This is a genomic window from Pseudomonas fluvialis (assembly GCF_002234375.1).
GTDB lineage: Bacteria > Pseudomonadota > Gammaproteobacteria > Pseudomonadales > Pseudomonadaceae > Aquipseudomonas > Aquipseudomonas fluvialis.
The window spans coordinates 164,611-186,540 of record NZ_NMQV01000014.1; the positions used below are offsets into that span (position 1 = coordinate 164,611).

The 21,930-nt window shown below is 62.3% G+C and carries 15 protein-coding genes, 1 tRNA gene and 1 pseudogene; 10 read left to right on the forward strand and 7 right to left on the reverse strand.

Going from position 1 to position 21,930, the window contains the following annotated elements:
- Positions 1–2 precede the first annotated feature (2 nt).
- Both CFY91_RS08915 and CFY91_RS08920 read right to left on the reverse strand, forming a co-directional pair.
- Positions 3–1,598 (reverse strand): sensor histidine kinase, encoded by a 1,596-nt coding sequence (locus CFY91_RS08915; RefSeq protein ID WP_229727126.1) that lies wholly within the window; start codon positions 1,596–1,598, stop codon positions 3–5.
- Positions 1,595–1,810, reverse strand: a complete 216-nt coding sequence (locus tag CFY91_RS08920) for a PP0621 family protein (RefSeq protein WP_170307402.1) — start codon at positions 1,808–1,810, stop codon at positions 1,595–1,597. The genes CFY91_RS08915 and CFY91_RS08920 overlap by 4 nt, the downstream gene beginning before the upstream one ends.
- Before the next feature lie 146 nt (positions 1,811–1,956).
- Between CFY91_RS08920 and CFY91_RS08925 the strand changes: the two genes are divergently transcribed.
- The 8 genes from CFY91_RS08925 (at position 1,957) to CFY91_RS08960 (ending at position 13,916) form a co-directional block, all read left to right on the forward strand.
- The gene (locus CFY91_RS08925; protein WP_093986000.1) at positions 1,957–3,588 is read left to right on the forward strand and encodes an NAD+ synthase; all 1,632 of its coding nucleotides are present in this window, start codon (positions 1,957–1,959) and stop codon (positions 3,586–3,588) included.
- Positions 3,589–3,750: 162 nt separating this feature from the next.
- Entirely contained in the window at positions 3,751–5,433 is a 1,683-nt protein-coding gene (locus CFY91_RS08930) for a fatty acid--CoA ligase (protein ID WP_093986001.1), read from the forward strand.
- Between the two features lie 229 nt (positions 5,434–5,662).
- On the forward strand, positions 5,663–7,561 hold the full coding sequence (locus CFY91_RS08935; RefSeq protein ID WP_093986002.1) for a DUF1302 domain-containing protein: 1,899 nt from the start codon (positions 5,663–5,665) through the stop codon (positions 7,559–7,561).
- A 36-nt stretch (positions 7,562–7,597) separates the two neighbouring features.
- Positions 7,598–8,965: a DUF1329 domain-containing protein gene (locus tag CFY91_RS08940; protein WP_093986003.1), complete on the forward strand. Its 1,368-nt coding sequence runs from the start codon at positions 7,598–7,600 to the stop codon at positions 8,963–8,965.
- A 125-nt stretch (positions 8,966–9,090) separates the two neighbouring features.
- Complete coding sequence (locus tag CFY91_RS08945) at positions 9,091–11,811, forward strand: winged helix-turn-helix domain-containing protein (protein WP_093986004.1); 2,721 nt, start codon at positions 9,091–9,093, stop codon at positions 11,809–11,811.
- A 111-nt stretch (positions 11,812–11,922) separates the two neighbouring features.
- Positions 11,923–12,294, forward strand: coding sequence for a hypothetical protein (locus tag CFY91_RS08950; RefSeq protein WP_093986005.1), 372 nt, complete (start codon positions 11,923–11,925; stop codon positions 12,292–12,294).
- 137 nt (positions 12,295–12,431) lie between these two features.
- A complete protein-coding gene (locus CFY91_RS08955; protein WP_093986006.1) occupies positions 12,432–12,677 on the forward strand; it encodes a DUF2790 domain-containing protein in 246 nt (81 codons plus the stop codon).
- A 123-nt stretch (positions 12,678–12,800) separates the two neighbouring features.
- On the forward strand, positions 12,801–13,916 hold the full coding sequence (locus CFY91_RS08960; protein WP_207759386.1) for an HD domain-containing phosphohydrolase: 1,116 nt from the start codon (positions 12,801–12,803) through the stop codon (positions 13,914–13,916).
- Between the two features lie 108 nt (positions 13,917–14,024).
- Here the strand turns inward: CFY91_RS08960 and CFY91_RS08965 are convergent, their stop codons facing one another.
- Together CFY91_RS08965 and aptA are read right to left on the reverse strand one after the other, a co-directional pair.
- The gene (locus tag CFY91_RS08965) at positions 14,025–15,521 is read right to left on the reverse strand and encodes a CoA-acylating methylmalonate-semialdehyde dehydrogenase (RefSeq protein WP_093986008.1); all 1,497 of its coding nucleotides are present in this window, start codon (positions 15,519–15,521) and stop codon (positions 14,025–14,027) included.
- 65 nt (positions 15,522–15,586) lie between these two features.
- Positions 15,587–16,933: an omega-aminotransferase AptA gene (gene aptA / locus CFY91_RS08970; RefSeq protein WP_093986009.1), complete on the reverse strand. Its 1,347-nt coding sequence runs from the start codon at positions 16,931–16,933 to the stop codon at positions 15,587–15,589.
- Positions 16,934–17,036: 103 nt separating this feature from the next.
- Between aptA and CFY91_RS08975 the strand changes: the two genes are divergently transcribed.
- Positions 17,037–17,957, forward strand: a complete 921-nt coding sequence (locus tag CFY91_RS08975) for a LysR family transcriptional regulator (RefSeq protein WP_093986010.1) — start codon at positions 17,037–17,039, stop codon at positions 17,955–17,957.
- A 48-nt stretch (positions 17,958–18,005) separates the two neighbouring features.
- Positions 18,006–18,081 (forward strand) — tRNA-Thr (locus tag CFY91_RS08980).
- A gap of 51 nt (positions 18,082–18,132) precedes the next feature.
- Here CFY91_RS08980 and CFY91_RS08985 read toward each other — a convergent pair.
- The 3 genes and pseudogenes from CFY91_RS08985 to CFY91_RS08990 form a co-directional block, all read right to left on the reverse strand.
- A complete protein-coding gene (locus CFY91_RS08985; RefSeq protein WP_371870500.1) occupies positions 18,133–19,209 on the reverse strand; it encodes a methyl-accepting chemotaxis protein in 1,077 nt (358 codons plus the stop codon).
- Positions 19,210–19,215: 6 nt separating this feature from the next.
- Positions 19,216–19,758: pseudogene (locus CFY91_RS16420) on the reverse strand (MCP four helix bundle domain-containing protein); the annotation flags it as partial.
- 214 nt (positions 19,759–19,972) lie between these two features.
- On the reverse strand, positions 19,973–21,556 hold the full coding sequence (locus CFY91_RS08990) for a peptide chain release factor 3 (RefSeq protein WP_093986012.1): 1,584 nt from the start codon (positions 21,554–21,556) through the stop codon (positions 19,973–19,975).
- Between the last annotated feature and the right edge of the window lie 374 nt (positions 21,557–21,930).

A 21,930-nucleotide genomic window follows, 5' to 3' on the forward strand; every position in this document is an offset into this window, starting at 1 on the left:
GCTCAGCTCAGTTTGCGTGGGTGGGCGAAGGTGATGCGGAAGCAGCTGCCGCCGCCTTCGCGGGGTTCATAGTCGAGGCGGGCCTGGTTGCTCTCGCACAGCTCGCGAGAAATATACAGGCCCAGGCCGGTCCCTTTGTTCTCGGTGGTAAAGAAGGGTTCGAAAATGTGCTGCAGTTGTTCCGGCTGCACGCCAGGGCCGTCGTCCAGCACTTCCAGTACTGGCAGATCACTGTCGCTGTCACGGAACAGTTTGAGCCAGACCTGGCCGTGCTTGTGGCGCTGGGCACTATAACGCAGGCCGTTCTGTACCAGGTTGCTGATTACCTGGGTCAGCTGGTGCGGGTCCATGCGCGTCTGCAGGCTGCCGCTGCTGGTTTCCAGGTGCAGGCTGTACTTGTCGCTGGCGTGGTTGCTGCGGAAGTCGCTGGCGAAGCGATGTAGCCAGTATTTCAGATCGAGTAGCTGGGGTTCGGCCTGGCGTCGGCGTGACAGTTGCAGGACATTCTCGATCACCAGGTTCATGCGCCGCGAATGGTCCTGGATGATCTGCGCCAGGCGCTGGTCGGCGGGGTCCAGTGCCTCGGACTCCTGCAACAGTTGCGCGGCATGGCTGATGGCCCCCAGTGGGTTGCGGATTTCGTGGGCGATGCCGGCGGTCAGGCGTCCCAGTGACGCCAGCTTGAGTTGCTGGGCCTGCTGGGCGACCTGCGACAGGTCGTCGAGAAAGACCAGGGTGTGTGTCTGCCCGTTACGCTGCAGGGGAACAAAGCTGGGTTGCAGCAGTGGGCCCGTCGGCGAGGTCTGCAGACCTTCCGAACGCAGCGTCGGATTGATCAGCCATTGCTGCAGGCGGCGGATCAGCTCCGGGGCGAAGGGGTCGAGGATTTTTCCCACCAGCTTGTTCTTGCCGATCAGGCTCAGGGCGCCCTGGTTGGCCTGTAGAACCCGGTGCTGGCTATCCAGCACGAGAATGCCGGTGCGCATGCGCTGGATGATCAGCTCGTTGAGTTCTTCCAGGTTGGCCAGCTCGGCGGCGCGCTGCTCGGCCAGGCTCTCGCTCTGTTGCAGGCGCTTGGTCAGTCCCTGGACAAACAGGGCCACGGCAAAACATAGCGCGCCCAGACCGCCAGCCTGCAGGAACTGCCCGGCTGCCCCAGGATGGGCCAGGCTCAGATAAAAGGTCAGGTAGATGATGCCACTGGCCGCTGCCGCCGCGATCAGCAGGCCGATGCGTCCATGCAGCAGGATATTGGCGATCGCCACGGAGATGACCATCAGATGGCCGATACCGCTGGGGGTGCCGCCGGCAGCGTAGAACAGGGCGCCAAGCAGCAGGATATCGCCGAGCGCCAGGCTGAAGACCTGTAACAGGTGGCGTGGGCGATTGACCAGCAGGCTCACCAGCAGGTTGAACCCCAGGTAGAACCAGCTGCCGTAGCGGAACAGCTGGGCGTGGGCCATGTTTAGCAACTGGTCGTCGAGGCTGCTGGCGATCAGCACCAGCAGCGCCAGGCCGATGCTCAGCCGGTAAAGATGGTACAGGCGCAGCAGGCGTCGTGCGGGGGCGCCGCTGAAAGCCAGGTCCTGCGGGCTCACGAACGATCCTGCGGGAGATGCTCGGGGCAGCAGTACCATTGCTGCTGGAAGGCAATCGCGCGCTGTTGCGGGACAAAGGCGGCACAGTGGGCGCAGCGCACCATCGGCTGACTGTCGCGTGGTGGCTGCCCGGCACTGCGTCGCAGGCGTCGCCACAGCCACAGGGCGGCCAGTATCAGGGCCAGCAGAATAACAAGACGGACAATACCCATGGCAGGCTCGCAGGAAGATTGGGCTTGCAGTTTAGGGTGTCTGGCCGCGTTGCGGCAAACGCCTGGGCGCGTTGTCGGGGGCCAGGCAATGCGGGACAATGGCCGTCTTTGGCGGCCGCTGGGCCGTGTTTTTCTGGAGAGCGGCAATGACCCCGGCCTTGCGAGTCGTGATGGCCCAGCTCAACCTGCGGGTGGGCGATATCGATGGCAACGTGCAACGCATCATCGAGGTGGCGGCACAGGCCCGCCAGCAGCAGGCTGACCTGCTGGTGTTGCCGGAGTTGAGCCTGTGTGGCTATCCGCCCGAGGACCTGCTGCTGCGTGCGAGCATGCAGCGACGTATCGAGGCGGCTTTGCAGCGTCTCTGTCAGGACGTGCAGGGCATCAGTCTGCTGCTCGGTTTGCCCTGGCGTGAGGGTGAGCATTGCTACAACTGCGCCGTGTTGCTGGCCGACGGTCAGGTGCAGGCGCGCTATGCCAAGCAGCGCCTGCCCAACTACAAGGTATTCGATGAAAAGCGCTATTTCACGGCAGGGCAGCAGCCCTGTGTGGTCGAGGTCAAGGGGGTACGCCTGGGGCTGACCATCTGCGAGGATATCTGGCACGCCGAGCCCGCAGCGCAGGCCCTGGCAGCCGGCGCCGAGCTGTTGGTCAGCCTGAATGCCTCACCCTTTCATCTGGACAAGCAGGCCGAGCGCGAGCGCATGCTGGCGCAGCGGGCGAGTGAAGTGGCGCTGCCGATTCTGTATGTCAACCAGGTCGGCGGCCAAGACGAACTGGTATTCGATGGCGGTAGCTGCGTGATGGCCGCCGATGGCCGTGTGCTGCAGCGTGCACTGGCGTTTACGGAAAGCCTGGAGCAGGTGGACTGTTATCGCGAAGCCGGTACCCTGCGCGTGCAGGCGGGTGCTTGCGCGCCTTTGCCCGAGCTGGAGGCCAGTGTCTACCAGGCGCTGGTGCTTGGTGTGCGCGACTATGTGCGGAAAAATGGCTTCAAGGGGGTATTGCTGGGGCTGTCCGGCGGCATCGATTCGGCCCTGACCCTGGCGATCGCCGTTGACGCGCTGGGCGCCGAGCGGGTGGACGCAGTGATGATGCCGTATCACTACACGGCGCAGATCAGTCTGGAGGATGCCGAAGCCGAGGCCCGTACGCTGGGCGTGAACTATCGGGTGTTACCGATTGCACCGATGGTCGAGGCCTTCATGAATACCCTGGAGCCGGTGTTTGCCGGTCGCCAGCGCGATACCACGGAAGAAAACCTGCAGGCGCGTTGCCGTGGCACCTTGTTGATGGCCATGTCCAACAAGCTGGGGTATCTGGTGCTGACCACCGGCAACAAAAGCGAGATGGCCGTGGGTTATGCCACCCTGTATGGCGACATGGCGGGTGGTTTCGATGTGCTCAAGGATGTGCCAAAGACCCTGGTGTTCCGCCTCTGTGAATACCGCAACAGCCTGGCCGGAGAGGTCATTCCGCAGCGGGTCATCGACCGTCCGCCTTCCGCCGAACTGGCGCCCGACCAGAAAGACGAGGACTCACTGCCACCTTACCCCGTACTCGATGAAATCCTTCGCCGCTACGTCGAGGAAGATCAGTCCGCACAGGCCATCATTGCCGCCGGTTTTGCCGCCGACACGGTGCAGCGTGTACTGCGCCTGGTGGATATCAATGAGTACAAGCGCCGTCAGGCGGCCATTGGGCCGCGTGTTACCCAGCGTGGCTTCGGGCGTGACAGGCGTTACCCGATCAGTAACGGCTGGCGCATCGGCGATTAGTCTGTGGTCTGCCGGTAGCCGTTGATGTGGCGCGCTACCGGTCTGGCAAATCATTCCTTTGACTGATGAATCAGCATTGCCTGGCTGACTAGAGTGCGGCAAGCGTCGGCGTTATCCCGCCGGCGATGGCTTCTTCTACAACAACAAGTCCAAGGTAATGCCATGCTGCAGACCCGTATTCTCCCCGCGGCGGACAACGCCTACGCCTATCCCTTGCTGATCAAGCGCCTGTTGCTGTCGGGCGCGCGCTACGAAAAGACCCGTGAAATCGTCTATCGCGACCAGTTGCGCTACAGCTATGCCACCTTCAACGAGCGTGTGGCGCGTCTGGCCAATGTGCTCAGTGCTGCGGGTGTAAAGGCTGGCGATACGGTCGCGGTGATGGACTGGGACAGCCATCGCTACCTGGAATGCATGTTCGCCATCCCGATGATCGGTGCGGTGCTGCATACCATCAACATTCGTCTGTCGCCCGAGCAGATTCTCTACACCATGAATCATGCCGAGGACAAACTGGTACTGGTCAACAGTGAGTTTGTCGGCTTGTACCAGGGGATCGCCGGGCAGTTGACCACGGTGCAGAGCACCCTGCTGCTGAGCGATGCGGGTGAACAGAACGCCGCGCTACCGAACCTGCTGGGCGAGTATGAGAGCCTGCTGGCCGGGGCCTCCAGCCACTACGATTTCCCGGACTTCGACGAGAACTCGCTGGCGACTACCTTCTACACCACCGGCACCACAGGCAACCCTAAAGGGGTGTACTTCACCCACCGGCAACTGGTGCTGCATACCCTGTCGATGGCCAGTGTGCTCGGCAGCCTCGACAGTATCCGCCTGATGGGCAGCGATGATGTGTACATGCCGATCACCCCGATGTTCCATGTGCATGCCTGGGGTGTGCCTTACGTGGCGACCATGCTGGGGGTCAAACAGGTTTATCCCGGGCGTTACGATCCGGAACTGCTGGTGCGCCTGTGGCGTGACGAGCAGGTGACGTTCTCTCACTGCGTGCCAACCATTCTGCAGATGGTCATGCATGCCAAGGCGGCTGAGGGCGTCGACTTTGCCGGCTGGAAGCTGATCATCGGTGGCAGCGCGCTGAATACCTCGTTGTACCGTGCCGCCAAGGCCAAAGGGATCCAGCTGACAGCCGCCTACGGCATGTCGGAAACCTGTCCGCTGATTTCCTGTGCGCACATCAATGATGAATTGCGCGCAGCGGGTGACGACGAACAGGTCACTTACCGGGTCAAGGCCGGTATCCCGGTGCCCCTGGTGGACGCCGCACTGATGGATGCTGAGGGTCGTTTTCTGGCGCATGACGGGGAAAGCCAGGGCGAGCTGGTCTTGCGCGCGCCCTGGCTGACCCAGGGATACTTCCGCGAGCCGCAGAAGGGCGCCGAACTGTGGGAGCACGGCTGGATGCATACCGGCGATGTCGCCTGCATCGACAGCATGGGCTACATCGATATTCGTGACCGCATCAAGGATGTCATCAAGACCGGGGGAGAGTGGGTGTCCTCGCTGGAGCTGGAAGACCTGATCAGCCAGCACGCTGCGGTGCGCGAAGTGGCGGTGGTCGGTGTGCCCGATCCGCAGTGGGGGGAGCGGCCGTTTGCCTTGCTGGTGTTGCGCGATGGTCAGGCACTGGATGCGCGGCAGCTCAAGGAACACCTGAAACCCTTTGTCGAGCAGGGGCATATCAACAAGTGGGCAATCCCGACTCAGGTGGCAATTGTTACCGAAATTCCCAAGACCAGCGTTGGCAAGCTGGATAAGAAACGTATTCGCCTGGATATCCAGCAATGGCAGGCCGCCGGTAGCCCGTTCCTGTCTACCCTGTAGCCTGCGCGGGTGCTGGGCTACAAAATGACTGCTGGGTCAAGCGAGCGTTTGGCCCGCAATTTGCTGTCTATTAGCGATTCTGTGCGCTTGCCCCGTGCCAGAGCAGTTCGGGGCGGTTTAGCAGAGGCATCCGGGGGGATCGCAAATCACTCTTTCGAGGGATCAGGCGGCACCGCTCGCAAGCGATATAGTTCGTACATCCATAACAAAAACACATGGAGTAGCGTCGATGACTAAAACCAAGCAAACCTGGCGCCTGGCAAAACTGCCGCTGGCCGTCAGCCTCGCATCCACCCTTGCTGCCCCCGCCTTTGGCGTTACCTTCAACATTGGGGAAATTGAAGGCCAGTTGGACTCCTCGCTGTCGGTTGGTGCCAGTTGGTCGACGTCCAAGGCGGATAAAGACCTGATTGGCGCGAACAATGGTGGCAAGGGCTTGTCGCAGACTTCTGATGACTCGCGTCAGAACTTCAAGCGTGGTGAAACTTTCTCGAAGATTTTCAAGGGCATTCATGACCTTGAACTTCGTTATGGTGACTCAGGTGCGTTTGTCCGTGGCAAATACTGGTATGACTTTGAGCTGAAAGACGAGTCGCGTCTCTTCAAAGATATCAGCGATAGCAACCGCAAAGAGGGCGCTCAATCCTCCGGCGGCGAAATTCTCGATGCCTTTGTCTATCACAACTACTCCGTGATGGACCAACCAGGTTCGGTGCGTTTGGGTAAACAGGTAATTAACTGGGGTGAGAGTACCTTTATCCAGAACAGCATCAACTCGATCAACCCTATTGACGTGGCTGCTTTCCGCCGTCCGGGTGCCGAAATCAAGGAAGGTCTGATTCCGGTCAATATGTTCTATGTTTCGCAGAGTCTGACCGACAACCTGTCCGCTGAAGCCTTCTATCAGATCGAGTGGGATCAGACCGTAGTGGATAACTGCGGCACCTTCTTCGCCCAGCCAGATGTGGTGGCTGATGGCTGTACTGACAACCATCGTTTGCTCAATAGTTCCCGAACCCTCTCTGCCGGTGCTCAGGGTTTGCTGGCAGCAAATGGGGTTAACTTTAATGAGGAGGGTGTCTTGGTCCCGCGCGGAGCAGACCGAGATGCTCGTGATAGTGGACAGTGGGGTACGGCTTTCCGTTATTTTGCAGAACCGCTGGACACCGAGTTCGGTGCGTACTTCATGAATTATCATAGCCGTGCGCCGATTTACAGCGCGACAGGCGCCCCTCTTTCAGCATATGGTGCCCTTGGTCCAGGTGGCGCTCTGACGCCTCTCCGTGTAGCGGGGCAATCCCAGTACTTCATGGAGTACCCAGAGGATATTCAGCTTTATGGCCTGAGTTTTTCCACCACGCTGCCTACCGGTACCGCTTGGAGCGGTGAGGTCAGCTACCGTCCGAATGCTCCTGTGCAGCTAAATACCACCGATATTCTGTATTCCGGTCTGACTCCGCTGCCGGGTCGGCAAAACGTATCCTTGCTCCAGGGAACTCCCGGCCAAGATCAGCATGGTTATCGCCGCAAGGAGATCACCCAGTTCCAGACCACCTTCACCCATTTCTTTGATCAGGTAATGGGCGCATCTCGTATGACGCTGGTGGGTGAGCTGGGTGTTACTCATGTTGGTGGCCTTGAGAATAGCAGTGAGCTGCGCTATGGCCGTGATCCCGTCTTCGGTCCTGGCCCGCTCCCAGGGAATTTGGGCAACACTGCGGGTCCAGTATTTGGTGCTGGGTTGAGTTCGACTTGCGTAGCTCTTAACAAAGGCACCTTGAATGGTGCAGGTGCTGGTACTTCTCCGGAGAATGTCAGCAAGTACTGCGAAGACGATGGTTTCGTCACCAGCACCTCTTGGGGCTACCGTGCACGTGCCATCTGGGACTACAACGACGTCTTTGCCGGTGTGAACCTGAAGCCGAGCGTGTCCTGGTCGCATGACGTTGATGGCTATGGCCCCAACGGCCTGTTCACTGAAGGTGCCAAGGCAGTCAGCCTGGGGCTGGAAGCGGAATACCAGAACGCCTACACCGCCAACCTGGCAGTTACCGAGTTCTTCGGTGGCAAGTACAACACCTCGGTTGACCGTGACTTCGTCTCGCTCAGCTTTGGTATGAACTTCTAATTTGTGCATATCATCAGAATAAGGACGAAAGATACGATGAAAGCCAAGAAACTCCTGCTGCAAACCGGTGTGCTGGGCCTGTCCCTGCTGGCGAGCAGCGTGATGGCAGCGGTTTCTGCCGATGAAGCCGCCAAGCTGGGCACTACCCTGACTCCGCTGGGTGCGGAAATGGCTGGCAATGCCGACGGCACCATCCCGGCCTGGACCGGTGGTCTGCCGAAGAACGCCGGCACTGTAGATGCACGTGGTTTCCTGCAGGATCCGTTTGCCAGCGAGAAGCCGCTGTTCGTCATCACTGCCGAGAACGTCGAGCAGTACAAGGACAAGCTGACCCCCGGTCAGCTGGCCATGTTCAAGCGTTATCCGCAAAGCTACCGCATGCCGGTTTACCCGACTCACCGTAGCGCCAGCGTACCGGATAGCGTGATCGAAGCGACCAAGCGCAACGCCACCAATACCGTGATGGTGCAGAACGGCAACGGCCTGGCCAACTTCGATACCGCCAACCCGTTCCCGATCCCGCAGAACGGTCTGGAAGTTATCTGGAACCACATCACCCGTTACCGGGGTGGTAGCGTCAAGCGTTTCGTGACCCAGGCCACCCCGCAGGCCAACGGTTCCTACTCGCTGGTCTACTTCGTTGACGAGTTCACCTTCCGTGGTGCGCTGGCCGACGTGGACAAGAGCAAGGAAAGCAACGTGCTGTTCTACTTCAAACAGCGCGTAACTGCTCCGTCGCGTCTGGCCGGTAACGTACTGCTGGTTCACGAGACCCTCGACCAGGTCAAGGAACCGCGTCTGGCCTGGCTGTACAACGCCGGTCAGCGTCGTGTACGCCGTGCTCCGCAGGTGTCCTATGACGGTCCGGGTACCGCCGCCGACGGCCTGCGTACTTCCGACAACTTCGACATGTACAACGGTGCTCCGGATCGCTACGAGTGGAAGCTCAACGGCAAGAAGGAAATCTACATTCCCTACAACACCTACAAGCTGGACTCGCCGGACCTGAAGTACGCCGACGTGATCAAGGCTGGCCACATCAACCAGGACCTGAGCCGTTACGAGTTGCACCGCGTATGGCACGTGACCGCTACCCTGAAGCAGGGTGAGCGTCACATCTATGCCAAGCGTGACTTCTTCATCGACGAAGATACCTGGCAAGCCAGTGCCATCGACCACTACGACGGCCGTGGCACCCTGTGGCGTGTTGCCGAAGCGCACAACCAGTACTACTACAACCATCAGGTACCGTGGTACACCGTGGAAACCCTGTATGACCTGCTGTCCGGTCGTTACCTTGCCCTGGGCATGAAGAACGAAGAGAAGCAGGCCTACGAGTTTGGCTTCCCGGCCAAGGAAAGCGACTACACCCCGGCGGCCCTGCGCCAGGCGGGCGTGCGCTAAGCCTCGCTGTATGAAGAACCGGCCCCTGGTGGGCCGGTTTTTTTATGCCTATGGAAAACCCCGCTTTGCCCACGCGAGGGCTCAAGGTAAGGTGTGCGGCACGTGGGATAGCAGGGATTTGCGCAATGAATGACGGCTTGGCAGGCAGTTCGGTGATGATTGAGGCGGCCAGCTCTTTCTATCGCCCCCCCTTGCCACCGGGCTACCTGTCGCGTCCGCAGTTGTGCCAGCGTCTGCACGCGGGGCTGACTGGACGGCTGCTGCTGATCAGCGCTCCGGCGGGCTTCGGCAAGAGCTCGCTGGCCATCGAGTGCTGTGAAACCTTGCCAGCCCCCTGGCATTCCCTGTGGCTTGGGCTCAGTGCGCGCGATGCCGATCCCGGGCGTTTCCTTGAGCGACTGTTGCTTGGCTTGCGTGAACAGCGCGCGGGCTTTGGCGAGGAAGCACTGGTTCAGTTGCGCTTGCGCCAGCGTCACCAGCCCTTCGCCTTCGAACAGTGGCTGGGCGAGCTACTCGATGAGTGGCAAGCACTCCCGCAGGCGTCGGCTCCGTTGTTGTTGGTGCTGGACGACTACCATCTGGCGCAGGGTGAGGTGCTGGATCGTTGCCTGCAGTTTCTGCTCAACCACCTGCCCCAGGGGTTGGTGCTGCTGGTGACCAGTCGTCAGCGCCCTGACTGGCACCTGGCGCGCCTGCGCCTGGCCCGGCAACTGCTGGAGCTGCAGGAACAGGACCTGCGGCTGAGTGATGCCGAGATGCTCGAGCTGGCGCGTGCGCAGGGGGCTGGCCTGCCCGCTGAGCTGCTGAGTGCGCTGCTGGCTCGCAGTGAAGGCTGGGTGGCGGGCTTGCGCCTGTGGCTGCTGGCGGCGCAGGAGTCCGCCGAACCGGCGCTGCTGGAGCGTGGCCTGCAGGGTGACCAGGGACTGATCCGTGACTACCTGCTGGAAGAGGTGATCGAGCGGCAGAGCGCGGAGGTGCAGGGGTTTTTATTGCGCACCGCTTTTCTTGAGCGCTTCTGCGCAGAGCTCTGCGATGCACTGCGCGATGCGCATGACAGCCAGCCGATCATTGCCCAGTTGCAGGCCAACCAGGTATTTCTCGTGCCGCTCGACGAGCAGGGCCGCTGGTTTCGTTATCACCACCTGTTCTCCGACCTGTTGCGCAACCGTCTTGAGCAGGCTGGCGAGCCGCTGGTCGGCCTGCATCTGCGCGCCTGTCGCTGGTTCAGTGGCCAGGGGCTGCTGGATGAAGCGATTGACCAGGCATTGCGTGCCGGTCACCCAGAGGTGGCGGCCAGCCTGGTGCAGAATCTTTCCGAAGAGCAACTGTTGGCGGAACAGAATGTCGGGCAACTCTTGCGCTGGAAGATGGACCTCCCCGACAGCCTGCTGGCCAGCACGCCGCGCCTGATCATCCTCTACGGCTGGGCGCTGGCGCTGGCCTGCCAGCTGGATGCGGCTGAAGAGCTCAGCGACTGTCTGGCGCGCTTTCTGCCGGCACGTGACGGCGCGAGCCAGCAGGGCTTGCTGCAACAGTGGCTGGCACTCAGCGGCTTCATTGCCCGCGGGCGCGGTGATACCCGACGTGCCGAAGCCTATTGCAGCGAGGCGCTGGCCAGTGGCGGGCATGAACAAGCCGGGCAGCGCCTGCTCTGTTTGTCGACCCTGGCCAACCTGGCCGTGGCGCGTGGCGACCTGTGGCGGGCGCGCGGCCTCAATCGCGATGCCCTGGAGCTGGCCCAGCGCATGGGCAATCCGTTGTTCGAGGCGCTGGCCTACTATGACCGCGCGCGCGTGTTGCAGGCGCGTGGCGAAGTGCGCCGCGCCTTGGCTGAGATCCATGCCGGGCAGGCACTGCTCGCCGACCTGCCGGCCCAGCGGCATTACGCGATTCGTGCACGCCTGGCCCTGTACCAGGGTTACCTGCTGACCCTGCAAGGTGACTGGCAAACCGGCGAAGCCTGCTTTGCCGCCGGTATCCACGAGGCGCGGCAGTGTCGTGATATCAGTCTGCTGCTGGGCTATTGTGTGCTGGCGCGGAGTGCTGGCTGGCGTCAGGATTTCAATGCGGCTTTCGCCCAGCTGGCTGAGGCGGAACGGCTCATGCACAGCTGGGATGTTCCGCCGGTGTACTACCTGGCGATGATTACCCTGGTCAAATGTGAGCTGTGGCTGGCCCAGGGGCAGCTGGAGATGGCTGCTGCCTGGCTGGCTCGTCTGGCTCTGACCTACAGTGGCGAAGAAGCGGCGGCAGCGCCGGAATTCCACCCGCAACTGCCCCTGCATATCCAGCTCTATCAGGCTCGCCTGGCTCACCTGCAAGGGGATGATGCGCAGGCTGAGCGGCGTCTGCGCGGGCTGATCGGGCAGGCACAGAGTCAGGGCGGCCAGCTGCTGGCACTGATTGCGCAGACCCGGCTGTTCAGCCTGCTGCAGGGCGCCGGGCGCTCGGTCGAGGCGCAGCAGGTGCTGGGCGACGCCTTGCAGGTGGCCGAGGGTGGGGCACTGATGCCACTGCTGGAGTTGTTGCAGCGACAACCGGAAACCTGGCGTGGCGCCTTGCAAGCCTGCGCGCCTGGCCCGCTACGCGACCAGTTGCTCGGTTACCTGCCAGTGCTTTCCAGTCCACTGCCGGTCACCTCAGGCAACCTGGCCGAACCGCTGTCTGGTCGAGAGAGCGATGTATTGCGTCTGATCGCCCAGGGCTACTCGAATCAGCAGATCAGCGAGCGGCTGTTCATCTCGTTGCATACGGTGAAAACCCACGCCCGGCATATCAACAGCAAGCTCGGCGTGGAGCGGCGTACCCAGGCCGTGGCGCGGGCCAAGGAACTGGGCCTGCTGTAAAGAAGAAATTACCTGGCAGCGGTGCAACTTGCTCAGGGCGGTGCAGGTCATATCAGGCAACCGCAGCGCCAGTCGGCGCGCGGTATTTCCTGTCCCCTGAGGAGATTCGCCATGTTGCGTCATCTGCCCCCTGTCGCTGTGTTGTCAGTCGGTTTGCTGCTGGCGGGTCATACCCAGGCCGGCGAACGGGAAGCCTGGATCATCGGAACCGTGGCGGGCGTGGCACTTGGCTCGGTGCTCGCCGGGCAGCGCCATGAGGCACCGCGCCAGCAGGGTTACGCGCCGCAGTCCGGCTACTACGGACGAGCGCATGGCCAGCCCCAGGGGTTTGCCCGCTGGGAGCAGCGGCGCGAGCAGCCGTCCCACTACCATCGTCCGCACAAGCCGCGGCAGGCCTATCGGCAGGGTTACCAGCAGGGTTATCAGCAGGGCCTGCGTGATGCTGGCCGGCACAGCTATTACTACGCACCACCGCGTTGGTAGGCCTGTCAAGCGATAGCCACTATTGGCAAAAGTGATTTCAAGTCGTGCATGCGGCTCCCTAGCATCTGCCCCGTACTCACCGCCAGCGACCAGCCCGGCCCTGGCGGGATTCTGTTATCAGCACGAGGTTACGACAGATGCACTATGCCTTTACCGTCCTGCTGGCCCTTGGCCTGCTCGGCACCGCTCACGCTTCGGATACGCCTATCGAGGATTACCACTACGGCCAGGCTCTGGACATTGCCCAGGTACTGCGTGTGGAAACCGACACCAGCAAGCACTGTGGTCCCGTGGAGGCGCGTATGACCTACCGCGACTCCAAGGGTGCCGAGCGCGTATTGCGCTACCGCACCCTGGCCGATGCCTGCAGCACGCAGAACTGATCGGACGCTTGTGGCACCGGCGCCAGGAGGCGTCGGATGCCGAACGGACTACTGGCGAGATACTGTGCCTGCCCGCGTGACTTGGCTAAGCTTCCCTGTACGGACAGCATGTGGGGGCAAGGTATGTCGCAGCTTCACCAATGGCAGGAGCAGGGGCCGCTACAGCACAAGCTGCAACAGCTCCTGCACACCCTGCAACAGAAGTATCCCGAAGTGCAGCGCCTGGCTGTGGCGCTGTATGACCATGGCAGCGATTGGGTAAAAACCTTCGTCGCCGTAGAAAACGGCGCCAATGCCTTGCCCTTCTATCATGCGCGCCTGCATGACACGACCTGGCTGCAGACGGTGGCGGCGAGCCAGACGCCGCGGGTGATCAACGACTTCAGCGTGCTGGAAGACAGCCACAAACAGCATGTTCAAGCCCTGCTGGAAGCCGGCTACCGGGCCAGTTACACCCTGCCGATGTGCGTGAACGGCTATTTCTTCGGCTTTGTGTTCTTCAATGCCCGGCAAGCCGGAACCTTTCAGGGGGCGCTGCTCAGCGAGCTGGATGTGCTTGGCCACCTGGCCAGCCTGATGGTCTACAACGAACGCTCCAGCGTGCGTACGCTGCTCGCCACACTCAAGTCGGCGATGAACCTGACCCACGCGCGTGACCCGGAAACCGGCAACCACCTGGAGCGCATGTCGCGCTATGCGCGGCTGATCGCCCAGGGTATCGCCCCGGCCAAGGGGCTGGATGACAGCTTTGTCGAGCACATCTACCTGTTCGCGCCGCTGCATGACCTGGGCAAGATCACCGTCCCCGACCGCGTACTGCTCAAGCCCGGCCGCTTGGACGACGAAGAACAGCGCATCATGCGTGAGCATGCCCGCGCCGGCCTGCAGCTGATCGACCAGTTGCTGGACAACTTCGGCCTGGCCAGCGTCAGCCAGGTGCCGATGTTGCGCAATATCGTCATGCACCACCATGAGCTCTATGACGGCACGGGCTATCCCTGTGGCCTGGTAGGCGAGGGGATTCCCCTGGAGGCGCGGATCGTCACGGTGGCTGATGTGTTCGATGCGTTGACCAGCGAGCGCCCCTACAAGCAGGCCTGGAGCAATACCGAGGCGTTTGCCTGGATGGCCGCGCGTGCCGGGCAGATGTTCGACCCGGCCTGCCTGCAGGCATTGCAGGCGCGCGCCGAGGAAGTGGCGCATATCCAGCAGTGTTTCCGTGAGAACGTGTTCGGCTGAAGGCGCGCCTGTGGGGTGAATAGCGCTGTACTTCTCAGCATTACGATACCTACGAAAATTCGCACGGCATGAGAAAGGGCCAGTCCTGCGACCAGCCCTGTGTGCCGCTTAACCGTTACTCGGGAAAGCGAACTGCGCCGCTTCGTGGCTGGCGCGCTGCGGCCAGCGCTGGGTGATGGTCTTGCGCTTGGTGTAGAAGCGCACGCCGTCCGGGCCGTAGGCATGCAGGTCGCCAAACAGCGAGCGCTTCCAGCCGCCGAAGCTGTGGTAGCTCACCGGCACCGGCAGCGGCACGTTGACGCCGACCATGCCCACCTCGATCTCGTCGCAGAACAGCCGGGCGGCTTCGCCGTCGCGGGTGAACAGGCAGGTGCCATTGCCGTACTCGTGGTCGTTGATCAGTTGCATGGCCTGCTCAAGGCTGGCGGCGCGCACCACGCAGAGCACCGGGCCGAAGATTTCCTCCTGGTAGATGCTCATCTGCGGGGTCACCTGGTCGAACAGCGTACCGCCGACGAAGTAGCCGTCCTCGCAGCCCGGCACCACCAGTTGCCGGCCGTCGACCACCAGCTTGGCGCCTTGTGCCACGCCGGCATCGATATAGCCCTTGACCTTGTCACGCGCCGCGGCGCTGACCAGCGGGCCCATGTCCAGGCCGCAAGCGGTGCCGGCGCCGATCTTCAGCGCCTGAATCTTCGGCACCAGGCGCTCGATCAGTGCGTCGGCGACCTGATCACCGACCGCTACCACCACCGAGATGGCCATGCAGCGTTCGCCACAGGAGCCGTAGGCCGCACCCATCAGCGCATTCACGGCGTTGTCCAGGTCGGCATCCGGCAGCACCACGGCGTGGTTCTTCGCGCCACCGAGGGCCTGCACGCGCTTGCCGTGTTTGTTGGCTTCGCGGTAGATGTACTCGGCGATCGGCGTGGAGCCGACGAAGCTGATGGCCTTGACCTCGGGGGCTTCGATCAGGGCGTCCACGGCGGCCTTGTCGCCATTCACCACGTTGAGCACGCCCTTGGGCAGGCCGGCTTCATGCAGCAGTTCGGCAATCAGCAGGGTCGAGCTGGGATCGCGCTCGGACGGCTTGAGGATGAAGCAGTTGCCGCAGACGATGGCCAGCGGGTACATCCACAGCGGCACCATGGCCGGGAAGTTGAACGGGGTGATGCCGGCGACTACACCGAGCGGCTGGAAGTCGCTCCAGCTGTCGATGGCCGGGCCAACGTTGCGGTTGTATTCGCCCTTCAGCAGCTCCGGTGCGCCACAGGCGTACTCGACGTTCTCGATGCCGCGCTGCAGTTCGCCCAGCGCATCTTCCAGGGTCTTGCCGTGCTCTTCGCTGATCAGCGCGGCGATCTTGTCCTTGTTGGCCTCCAGCAACTGCTTGAAGCGGAACATCACCTGCGCGCGTTTGGCCGGCGGTGTATTGCGCCAGGCGGGAAAAGCCGCCTGGGCGGCCTCGATGGCCTGTTGGACGGTGCTCGCGTCGGCCAGTTCGACCTGACGGATGGCGGCGCCCAGCGCCGGGTTGTAGACCGCAGTCGTGCGGCCGCTGCGGAAGACGATTTCGCCGTTGATCAGGTGGGCGATGGTGCTCATGGCATGGCTCTCGTAGGGGGTATGCGGAACACCCCTCGCCCGTGGCGGGCGAGGGGCAGGGCGTATCAGTCGAGGCTGTTCAGGACATCGCCGACGGCATTGAACAGGCTGTCCAGTTGCTCCGGACGGGTGTTGAAGGTCGGGCCGAACTGCAGGCAATCGCCGCCAAAGCGCACGTAGAAGCCGGCTTGCCACAGCTTGAGGCCGGCTTCGTAGGGGCGGATCACGGCGTCGCCATCGCGTGGCGCCAGTTGCAGGGCGCCGGCCAGGCCGCAATTGCGGATGTCCAGCAGGTGTCGGCTGCCCTTGAGGCCATGCAGCTTGTCGGCGAACTGCGGGGCCAGTTCGGCGGCCTGCTGTACCAGCTGTTCCTGCTGCATCAGTTGCAGGGTGGCCAGGCCGGCGGCGCAGGCGACCGGGTGGGCGGAGTAGGTATAACCGTGGCTGAACTCGATCATGTGCGGCGCGGCCGGCTGCTGCATGAAGGTCTGGTAGATCTCCCGTGAGGCGATCACCGCGCCGAGCGGCACTGCGCCGTTGGTGATCTGCTTGGCGGTGTTCATGATGTCCGGGGTAACGCCGAAGTACTCCGCGCCGCTCCAGGTGCCCAGGCGGCCGAAGGCGGTGATCACTTCGTCGAAGATCAGCAGGATATTGTGCTGCGTGCAGATCTCGCGCAGGCGCTGCAGGTAGCCCTTGGGCGGCACGATCACCCCGGCCGAACCGGACATCGGCTCGACGATCACCGCGGCGATGTTCGAGGCGTCGTGCAGTTCGATCAACTTGAGCAGCTCATTGGCCAGCTCCACGCCGCCGGTTTCGGCCATGCCGCGGGTGTACGCCAGATGCGGTTGCAGGGTGTGCGGCAGGTGGTCGGCGTCCATCATCTGGCCGAACATCTTGCGGTTGCCGCCGATGCCGCCGAGGCTGGTGCCGGCGATGTTCACGCCGTGGTAACCGCGGGCGCGGCCGATGAACTTGCTCTTGCTCGGCTGGCCTTTCAAGCGCCAGTAAGCTCGGGCCATCTTCACCGCCGTGTCGGCGCACTCGGAGCCGGAGCCGGTGAAGAACACATGGTCGAGGTCGCCGGGCATCAGCGCGGCAATCTGTTCGGCCAGGCGAAACGACAGCGGGTGGCCGTACTGGAAGCCCGGCGAGTAGTCCAGGCTGCCCAGTTGCTGGGCCACCGCCTGCTGGATTTCGCTGCGGCAGTGGCCGGCGCCGCAGGTCCACAGGCCGGACAGGCTGTCGAACACCTGGCGACCCTGGTCATCGATCAGGGTGTTGCCGTGGGCGCCGACAATGATGCGCGGATCGCGCTGGAAGGCGCGGTTGGCGGTAAAGGGCATCCAGTGGGCGTCCAGCTTGAGCTGGCTGGCGACGACGGGGTCGGCGCGGTGCGGCAGGTTCATGGCAGGTCTCGCAGGCGGCGGGAAGGGTTGCCGGCAGCGTGCCATGGGCATAAAGTCAGTAAAACATGGCTTTTATGATGTTCAGTTAAGGTTCTGCTAAACAATGCCTGCAGCACGCCCGCATACCCTGGCCCAGGTCAGCGATTTCGATGTACGCCTGCTCAAGCTGTTCCGCAGCGTGGTGGAGTGCGGTGGCTTCGCGGCGGCGGAAGGTGCGTTGGGCATTGGCCGCTCGGCGATCAGCCAGCAGATGGCCGATCTTGAACAGCGCCTGGGCTTGCGTCTCTGCCAGCGCGGGCGCGCCGGCTTTGCGCTCACCGAGGAGGGCCGCGAGGTATACCAGGCCACTTTGCAACTGCTCGCGGCGCTGGAGAGTTTCCGCACCGAGGTCAACGGCCTGCATCAGCAGCTGCGTGGCGAACTGAACATTGGCCTGACCGACAATCTGGTGACGGTGCCGCACATGCGTATCACCCATGCGTTGGCGCGGCTTAAAGAGCTGGGCCCGCAAGTGCCGATCAACATCCGCATGACCACTCCGGGCGAGGTGGAGCAGGGCGTGCTTGATGGCAGCCTGCAAGTGGGCGTGGTGCCGCAGGTGGGCGCGTTGTCCGGGCTGGACTATCGCCCGTTGTATGACGAGCGTGCCTTGCTGTACTGCGCGGTGGGCCACCCGCTGTTCCTTATCGAGGACGCCCAGCTGGAGGATGCGCGACTGGACAGCCAGGATGCCATCGCCCCGACCTTCCGCCTGCCTGCCGAAGTGCAGGGCCATTACCAGCGGCTGAACTGTACGGCCAGCGCCTCGGACCGCGAAGGCATGGCCTTCCTGATCCTCACCGGGCGTTATATCGGCTACCTGCCGGACCACTACGCGGCGGCCTGGGTGCAGCAGGGTCGCCTGCGCGCACTGAAAGCCGAGACGCGCAGCTACGCCATCACCCTGGCCGCAGTGACGCGCCGCGAGCGTCGCCCGCATCGCGTGCTGGAGGCGTTTTTACGGGCCCTGGAGGAAACGGCCTGAGCAAGCGCCTTGCCGCTGGCCGGCAGTTTTGCTACAAAGCAGCCCCTGGCCGGTGTAGCTCAGTCGGTAGAGCAGCTCATTCGTAATGAGAAGGTCGCAGGTTCGATTCCTGTCTCCGGCACCATGGACACAAAAAAGCCCCGCAGTGATGCGGGCTTTTTCGTTGCTGGCCGGGTTACAGGCGGAAGCGGCTGACCATGCTGTTCAGCTCCACGGCCAGGCGTGACAGCTCCTGGCTGGAGGCGCTGGTCTGGTTGGCGCCGGCCGAGGTTTGCAGGGACAGGTCGCGGATATTCACCAGGTTGCGGTCCACTTCGCGGGCCACCGAGGCCTGCTCTTCGGAGGCGCTGGCGATCAGCAGGTTGCGCTCGTTGATCTCGGTGATCGAGCGGGCGATCAGGTCGAGTGCCTCGCCGGCGGCGCGGGCGACGTCGAGGGTGGTGCGGGCGCGTTCATTGCTATGGCGCATGGCATTCACGGCCTGGTCGGTACCTTGCTGGATACCGCCGATCATCTGCTCGATTTCCTGGGTGGACTGCTGGGTGCGTTGTGCCAGCAGGCGCACTTCGTCAGCCACCACGGCAAAGCCGCGGCCCTGCTCGCCGGCGCGTGCGGCTTCGATGGCGGCGTTGAGTGCCAGCAGGTTGGTCTGTTCGGCAATCGCACGGATCACGTCGAGCACCTTGCTGATGTCGCGCACCTTGTCGGCCAGTTGCTCCACCTGGCCGGCAGTCTGGGTGACGTCTTCGGCCAGGCTGTCGATGGAGTCGACGGTACGCAGCACCTGGTCGCGGCCCTGCTCGGCGGTCTTGCTCGAGGCTTGCGAGGCTTGCGAGGTGCTGACGGCGTTACGCGCGACTTCATCGACCGCTGCGGTCATTTCATTGACCGCGGTGGCTGCCTGCTCCAGTTCGTTGTTCTGCTGGTGCATGCCCCGCGTGGAGTCTTCGGTGACCGCGTGCAGCTCCTCGGAGGCCGAGGCCAGTTGGGTCGAGGAATCGGCAATCTGCTGGATGGTGCTGCGCAGGCTTTGCTGCATGTCCTGCAGGGCGCGCATCAGGCTGGTCAGTTCGTCGTTGCCTTCCAGCTGGATGCTTTGCGAGAGGTCGCCCTTGGCCACGACTTGCGCGACGCCGACGGCCTTGCGCAGCGGTTGCACGATACTGTTGGTGAGCAGTACGGCGAGCAGGATGGTCAGGGCGATGGCGGCGACGATGATCGCCACTACCAGGTTGAAGGCGCTCTGATAAATCGCCTCGCTTTGTTTTTGCGCCGCCGCCGCGTTGTCATTGTTGAACTGGGTCAGCTCATTCAGTGCGCGGAATAGATCATCAGCATGCTGGTTGAGCGGGCCGTTGGCTACGGCCAGTGCTTCATCATGACGCCCCTGCGGTACCAGTTCGACGATGCGCTGTTGCTCACTCATGTACGCGCGCTGGGCGTTCATCAGTCGTTGAAACATGGCGCGCTCGTTGTCGGCTTCCAGCAAGCTTTCATATTTGCGCTCGCTGTCGTGCAAATGACCTTTCAATTCATCCAGAGTGCGGATTGCTTGTTGTTGTTGGCTAGGATCGCGCTGGATCATCAATCGCAAGGTGAGCGCGCGAACCCTCAAAATATCCGTGCTGATGGTATTGATAGATGCCAGGCTGGGCATCACGGTCTGGTTAATGTATTCCCCTTGGCTATGCAGCTTGCCCATCTGCATGAGAGAAAAACTGCCAACCAGCAGAACCAGCAGGGCAAGCAGGGCAAAACCAACACCGGCACGCGTAGCCACGCGGACATCGCGAATGGACATATTCACCTCGGAGCAAGGAAAGGCAGTGTGAGTTTGTATCGTCGTTATCGGGTGGAACTTGAGTACGCACAAGTGGTTGCTTTAGGGGCACTGTATTGTTCGGAAAAATGCCTAAAGAACCTATACCCAGTATAGGTGATGATGCGTTGCTTGATTGAGCGGAATGCTCGGCTTGGCCGCGTTGCACGGCCAAGCCGACTAGGCAGGCAGGGGGTTAGTGGTGTTCGCGGGTGGCGCGGAATTTCACGTCCGGCCAGCGCTCTTCCATCAGGCTCAGGTTGACCCGGGTCGGCGCCAGGTAGGTGAGGTGGCCACCGCCATCCACCGCCAGGTTCTCGAAGGCCTTGTCCTTGAACTCCTTGAGCTTCTTCTCGTCACTGCATTCGATCCAGCGTGCCGACCAGACGTTGATCGCCTCGTAGGCGCACTCGACCTTGTATTCCTCCTTGAGGCGGCTGGCGACCACATCGAACTGCAGCACGCCGACGGCGCCGAGGATGATGTCGTTGTTGCGCTCGGGGAAGAACACCTGGGTCGCGCCTTCCTCGGCCAGCTCCTGCAGGCCCTGGCGTAGCTGCTTGGATTTCAGCGGGTCCTTCAGGCGCACACGGCGGAACAGTTCCGGGGCGAAGTGCGGGATGCCGGTGAAGCCCAGTACTTCACCCTCGGTGAAGGTGTCGCCGATCTGGATGGTGCCGTGGTTGTGCAGGCCGATGATGTCGCCGGCATAGGCTTCTTCCAGCTGCTCGCGTTCGCTGGAGAAGAAGGTCAGGGCGTCGGCGATCTTCAGGTCCTTCTTGATGCGCACATGGCGCATCTTCATGCCCTTCTCGTACTTGCCGGAGCAGATGCGCATAAAGGCGATGCGGTCGCGGTGCTTGGGGTCCATGTTCGCCTGGATCTTGAACACGAAGCCGCTGAACTTCTCTTCCACCGGCTCGACCACGCGCTCGTGGGCGGCGCGCGACAGCGGCTGCGGCGCCCAGTCGACGATGCAGTCGAGCACCTGATCGACGCCGAAGTTGCCCAGCGCGGTGCCGAAGAACACCGGGGTCATCTCGCCCTTGAGGAAGGCGTCCTGGTCGAACGCGTGGCAGGCGCCCTGGACCAGTTCCAGTTGTTCGACGAAATCATCGTACATGTCGCCCAGGTGGGCGCGGGCTTCGTCGGAGTCCAGCTTGTTGATCACCTTTTGCTCGGTGCGCTCATGGCCGTGGCCCGGCACGTAGACGATGATCTTGTCCTCGTGCAGGTGATACACGCCCTTGAAGTCGCGGTAGCAGCCAATCGGCCAGGTGATCGGCGCGGCCTTGATCTTCAACACCGCCTCGATCTCGTCGAGCAGCTCAATCGGGTCGCGGATATCGCGGTCGAGCTTGTTGATAAAGCTGACAATCGGCGTGTCGCGCAGGCGGCAGACTTCCATCAGGGCGATGGTGCGCGGTTCCACGCCCTTACCGCCGTCGAGCACCATCAGCGCGCTGTCTACCGCCGTCAGGGTGCGGTAGGTGTCTTCCGAGAAGTCTTCGTGGCCGGGGGTGTCGAGCAGGTTGACCATGTGCTCGCGGTAGGGGAACTGCATCACCGAGGTGGTGATGGAGATGCCGCGCTGCTTTTCCATCTCCATCCAGTCGGAGGTGGCATGGCGGTCGGACTTGCGCGACTTCACCGTACCGGCAACCTCGATGGCCTTGCCCATCAGCAGCAGCTTCTCGGTAATGGTGGTCTTACCGGCGTCGGGGTGGGAAATGATGGCGAAGGTACGGCGCTTCGCCACTTCGGCGGCCTGGATGCTCATGCTGGGAAACCTGTCGACGCAGTCGTCGTATTGTCAAAAAAGGCGGCGATTATAGCGGCAAATGGCGGCACGCCGCGCAGTCGATGCAAGCCGCGTGGAGTCTGGCTTGTAAAGCATTCCAGAGCGTTTTGTTTGGAATCTGGAACAGTCAACCAGCAGGGCGACAACAGGCTGCAAATTAGCGGCATTTTTTGATTGATCTCACCGGGGCATGGTCTTAAAGTCCGCGCCGAACGTCCATGCTGGAAACGATCCATCCGGCTCAAGTACTGACGACGAGACAGCAAGGTCAACCTGCAGGTGGGACTGCCCCCAGGTTGGCCTTTTTGCTTTCGGCGACATGCCTTGGGAAGTAGGCGAACCAAAGTGGGGAA

Excerpts from the sequence above, each read along its gene's own strand:
- CFY91_RS08920 (WP_170307402.1), bottom strand. The coding sequence starts at position 1,810 with ATGGGTATTGTCCGTCTTGTTATTCTGCTGGCCCTGATACTGGCCGCC.
- CFY91_RS08925 (WP_093986000.1), top strand. The coding sequence starts at position 1,957 with ATGACCCCGGCCTTGCGAGTCGTGATGGCCCAGCTCAACCTGCGGGTG.
- CFY91_RS08930 (WP_093986001.1), top strand. The coding sequence starts at position 3,751 with ATGCTGCAGACCCGTATTCTCCCCGCGGCGGACAACGCCTACGCCTAT.
- CFY91_RS08935 (WP_093986002.1), top strand. The coding sequence starts at position 5,663 with ATGACTAAAACCAAGCAAACCTGGCGCCTGGCAAAACTGCCGCTGGCC.
- CFY91_RS08940 (WP_093986003.1), top strand. The coding sequence starts at position 7,598 with ATGAAAGCCAAGAAACTCCTGCTGCAAACCGGTGTGCTGGGCCTGTCC.
- CFY91_RS08945 (WP_093986004.1), top strand. The coding sequence starts at position 9,091 with ATGAATGACGGCTTGGCAGGCAGTTCGGTGATGATTGAGGCGGCCAGC.
- CFY91_RS08950 (WP_093986005.1), top strand. The coding sequence starts at position 11,923 with ATGTTGCGTCATCTGCCCCCTGTCGCTGTGTTGTCAGTCGGTTTGCTG.
- CFY91_RS08955 (WP_093986006.1), top strand. The coding sequence starts at position 12,432 with ATGCACTATGCCTTTACCGTCCTGCTGGCCCTTGGCCTGCTCGGCACC.
- CFY91_RS08960 (WP_207759386.1), top strand. The coding sequence starts at position 12,801 with ATGTCGCAGCTTCACCAATGGCAGGAGCAGGGGCCGCTACAGCACAAG.
- CFY91_RS08965 (WP_093986008.1), bottom strand. The coding sequence starts at position 15,521 with ATGAGCACCATCGCCCACCTGATCAACGGCGAAATCGTCTTCCGCAGC.
- aptA (WP_093986009.1), bottom strand. The coding sequence starts at position 16,933 with ATGAACCTGCCGCACCGCGCCGACCCCGTCGTCGCCAGCCAGCTCAAG.
- CFY91_RS08975 (WP_093986010.1), top strand. The coding sequence starts at position 17,037 with ATGCCTGCAGCACGCCCGCATACCCTGGCCCAGGTCAGCGATTTCGAT.
- CFY91_RS08990 (WP_093986012.1), bottom strand. The coding sequence starts at position 21,556 with ATGAGCATCCAGGCCGCCGAAGTGGCGAAGCGCCGTACCTTCGCCATC.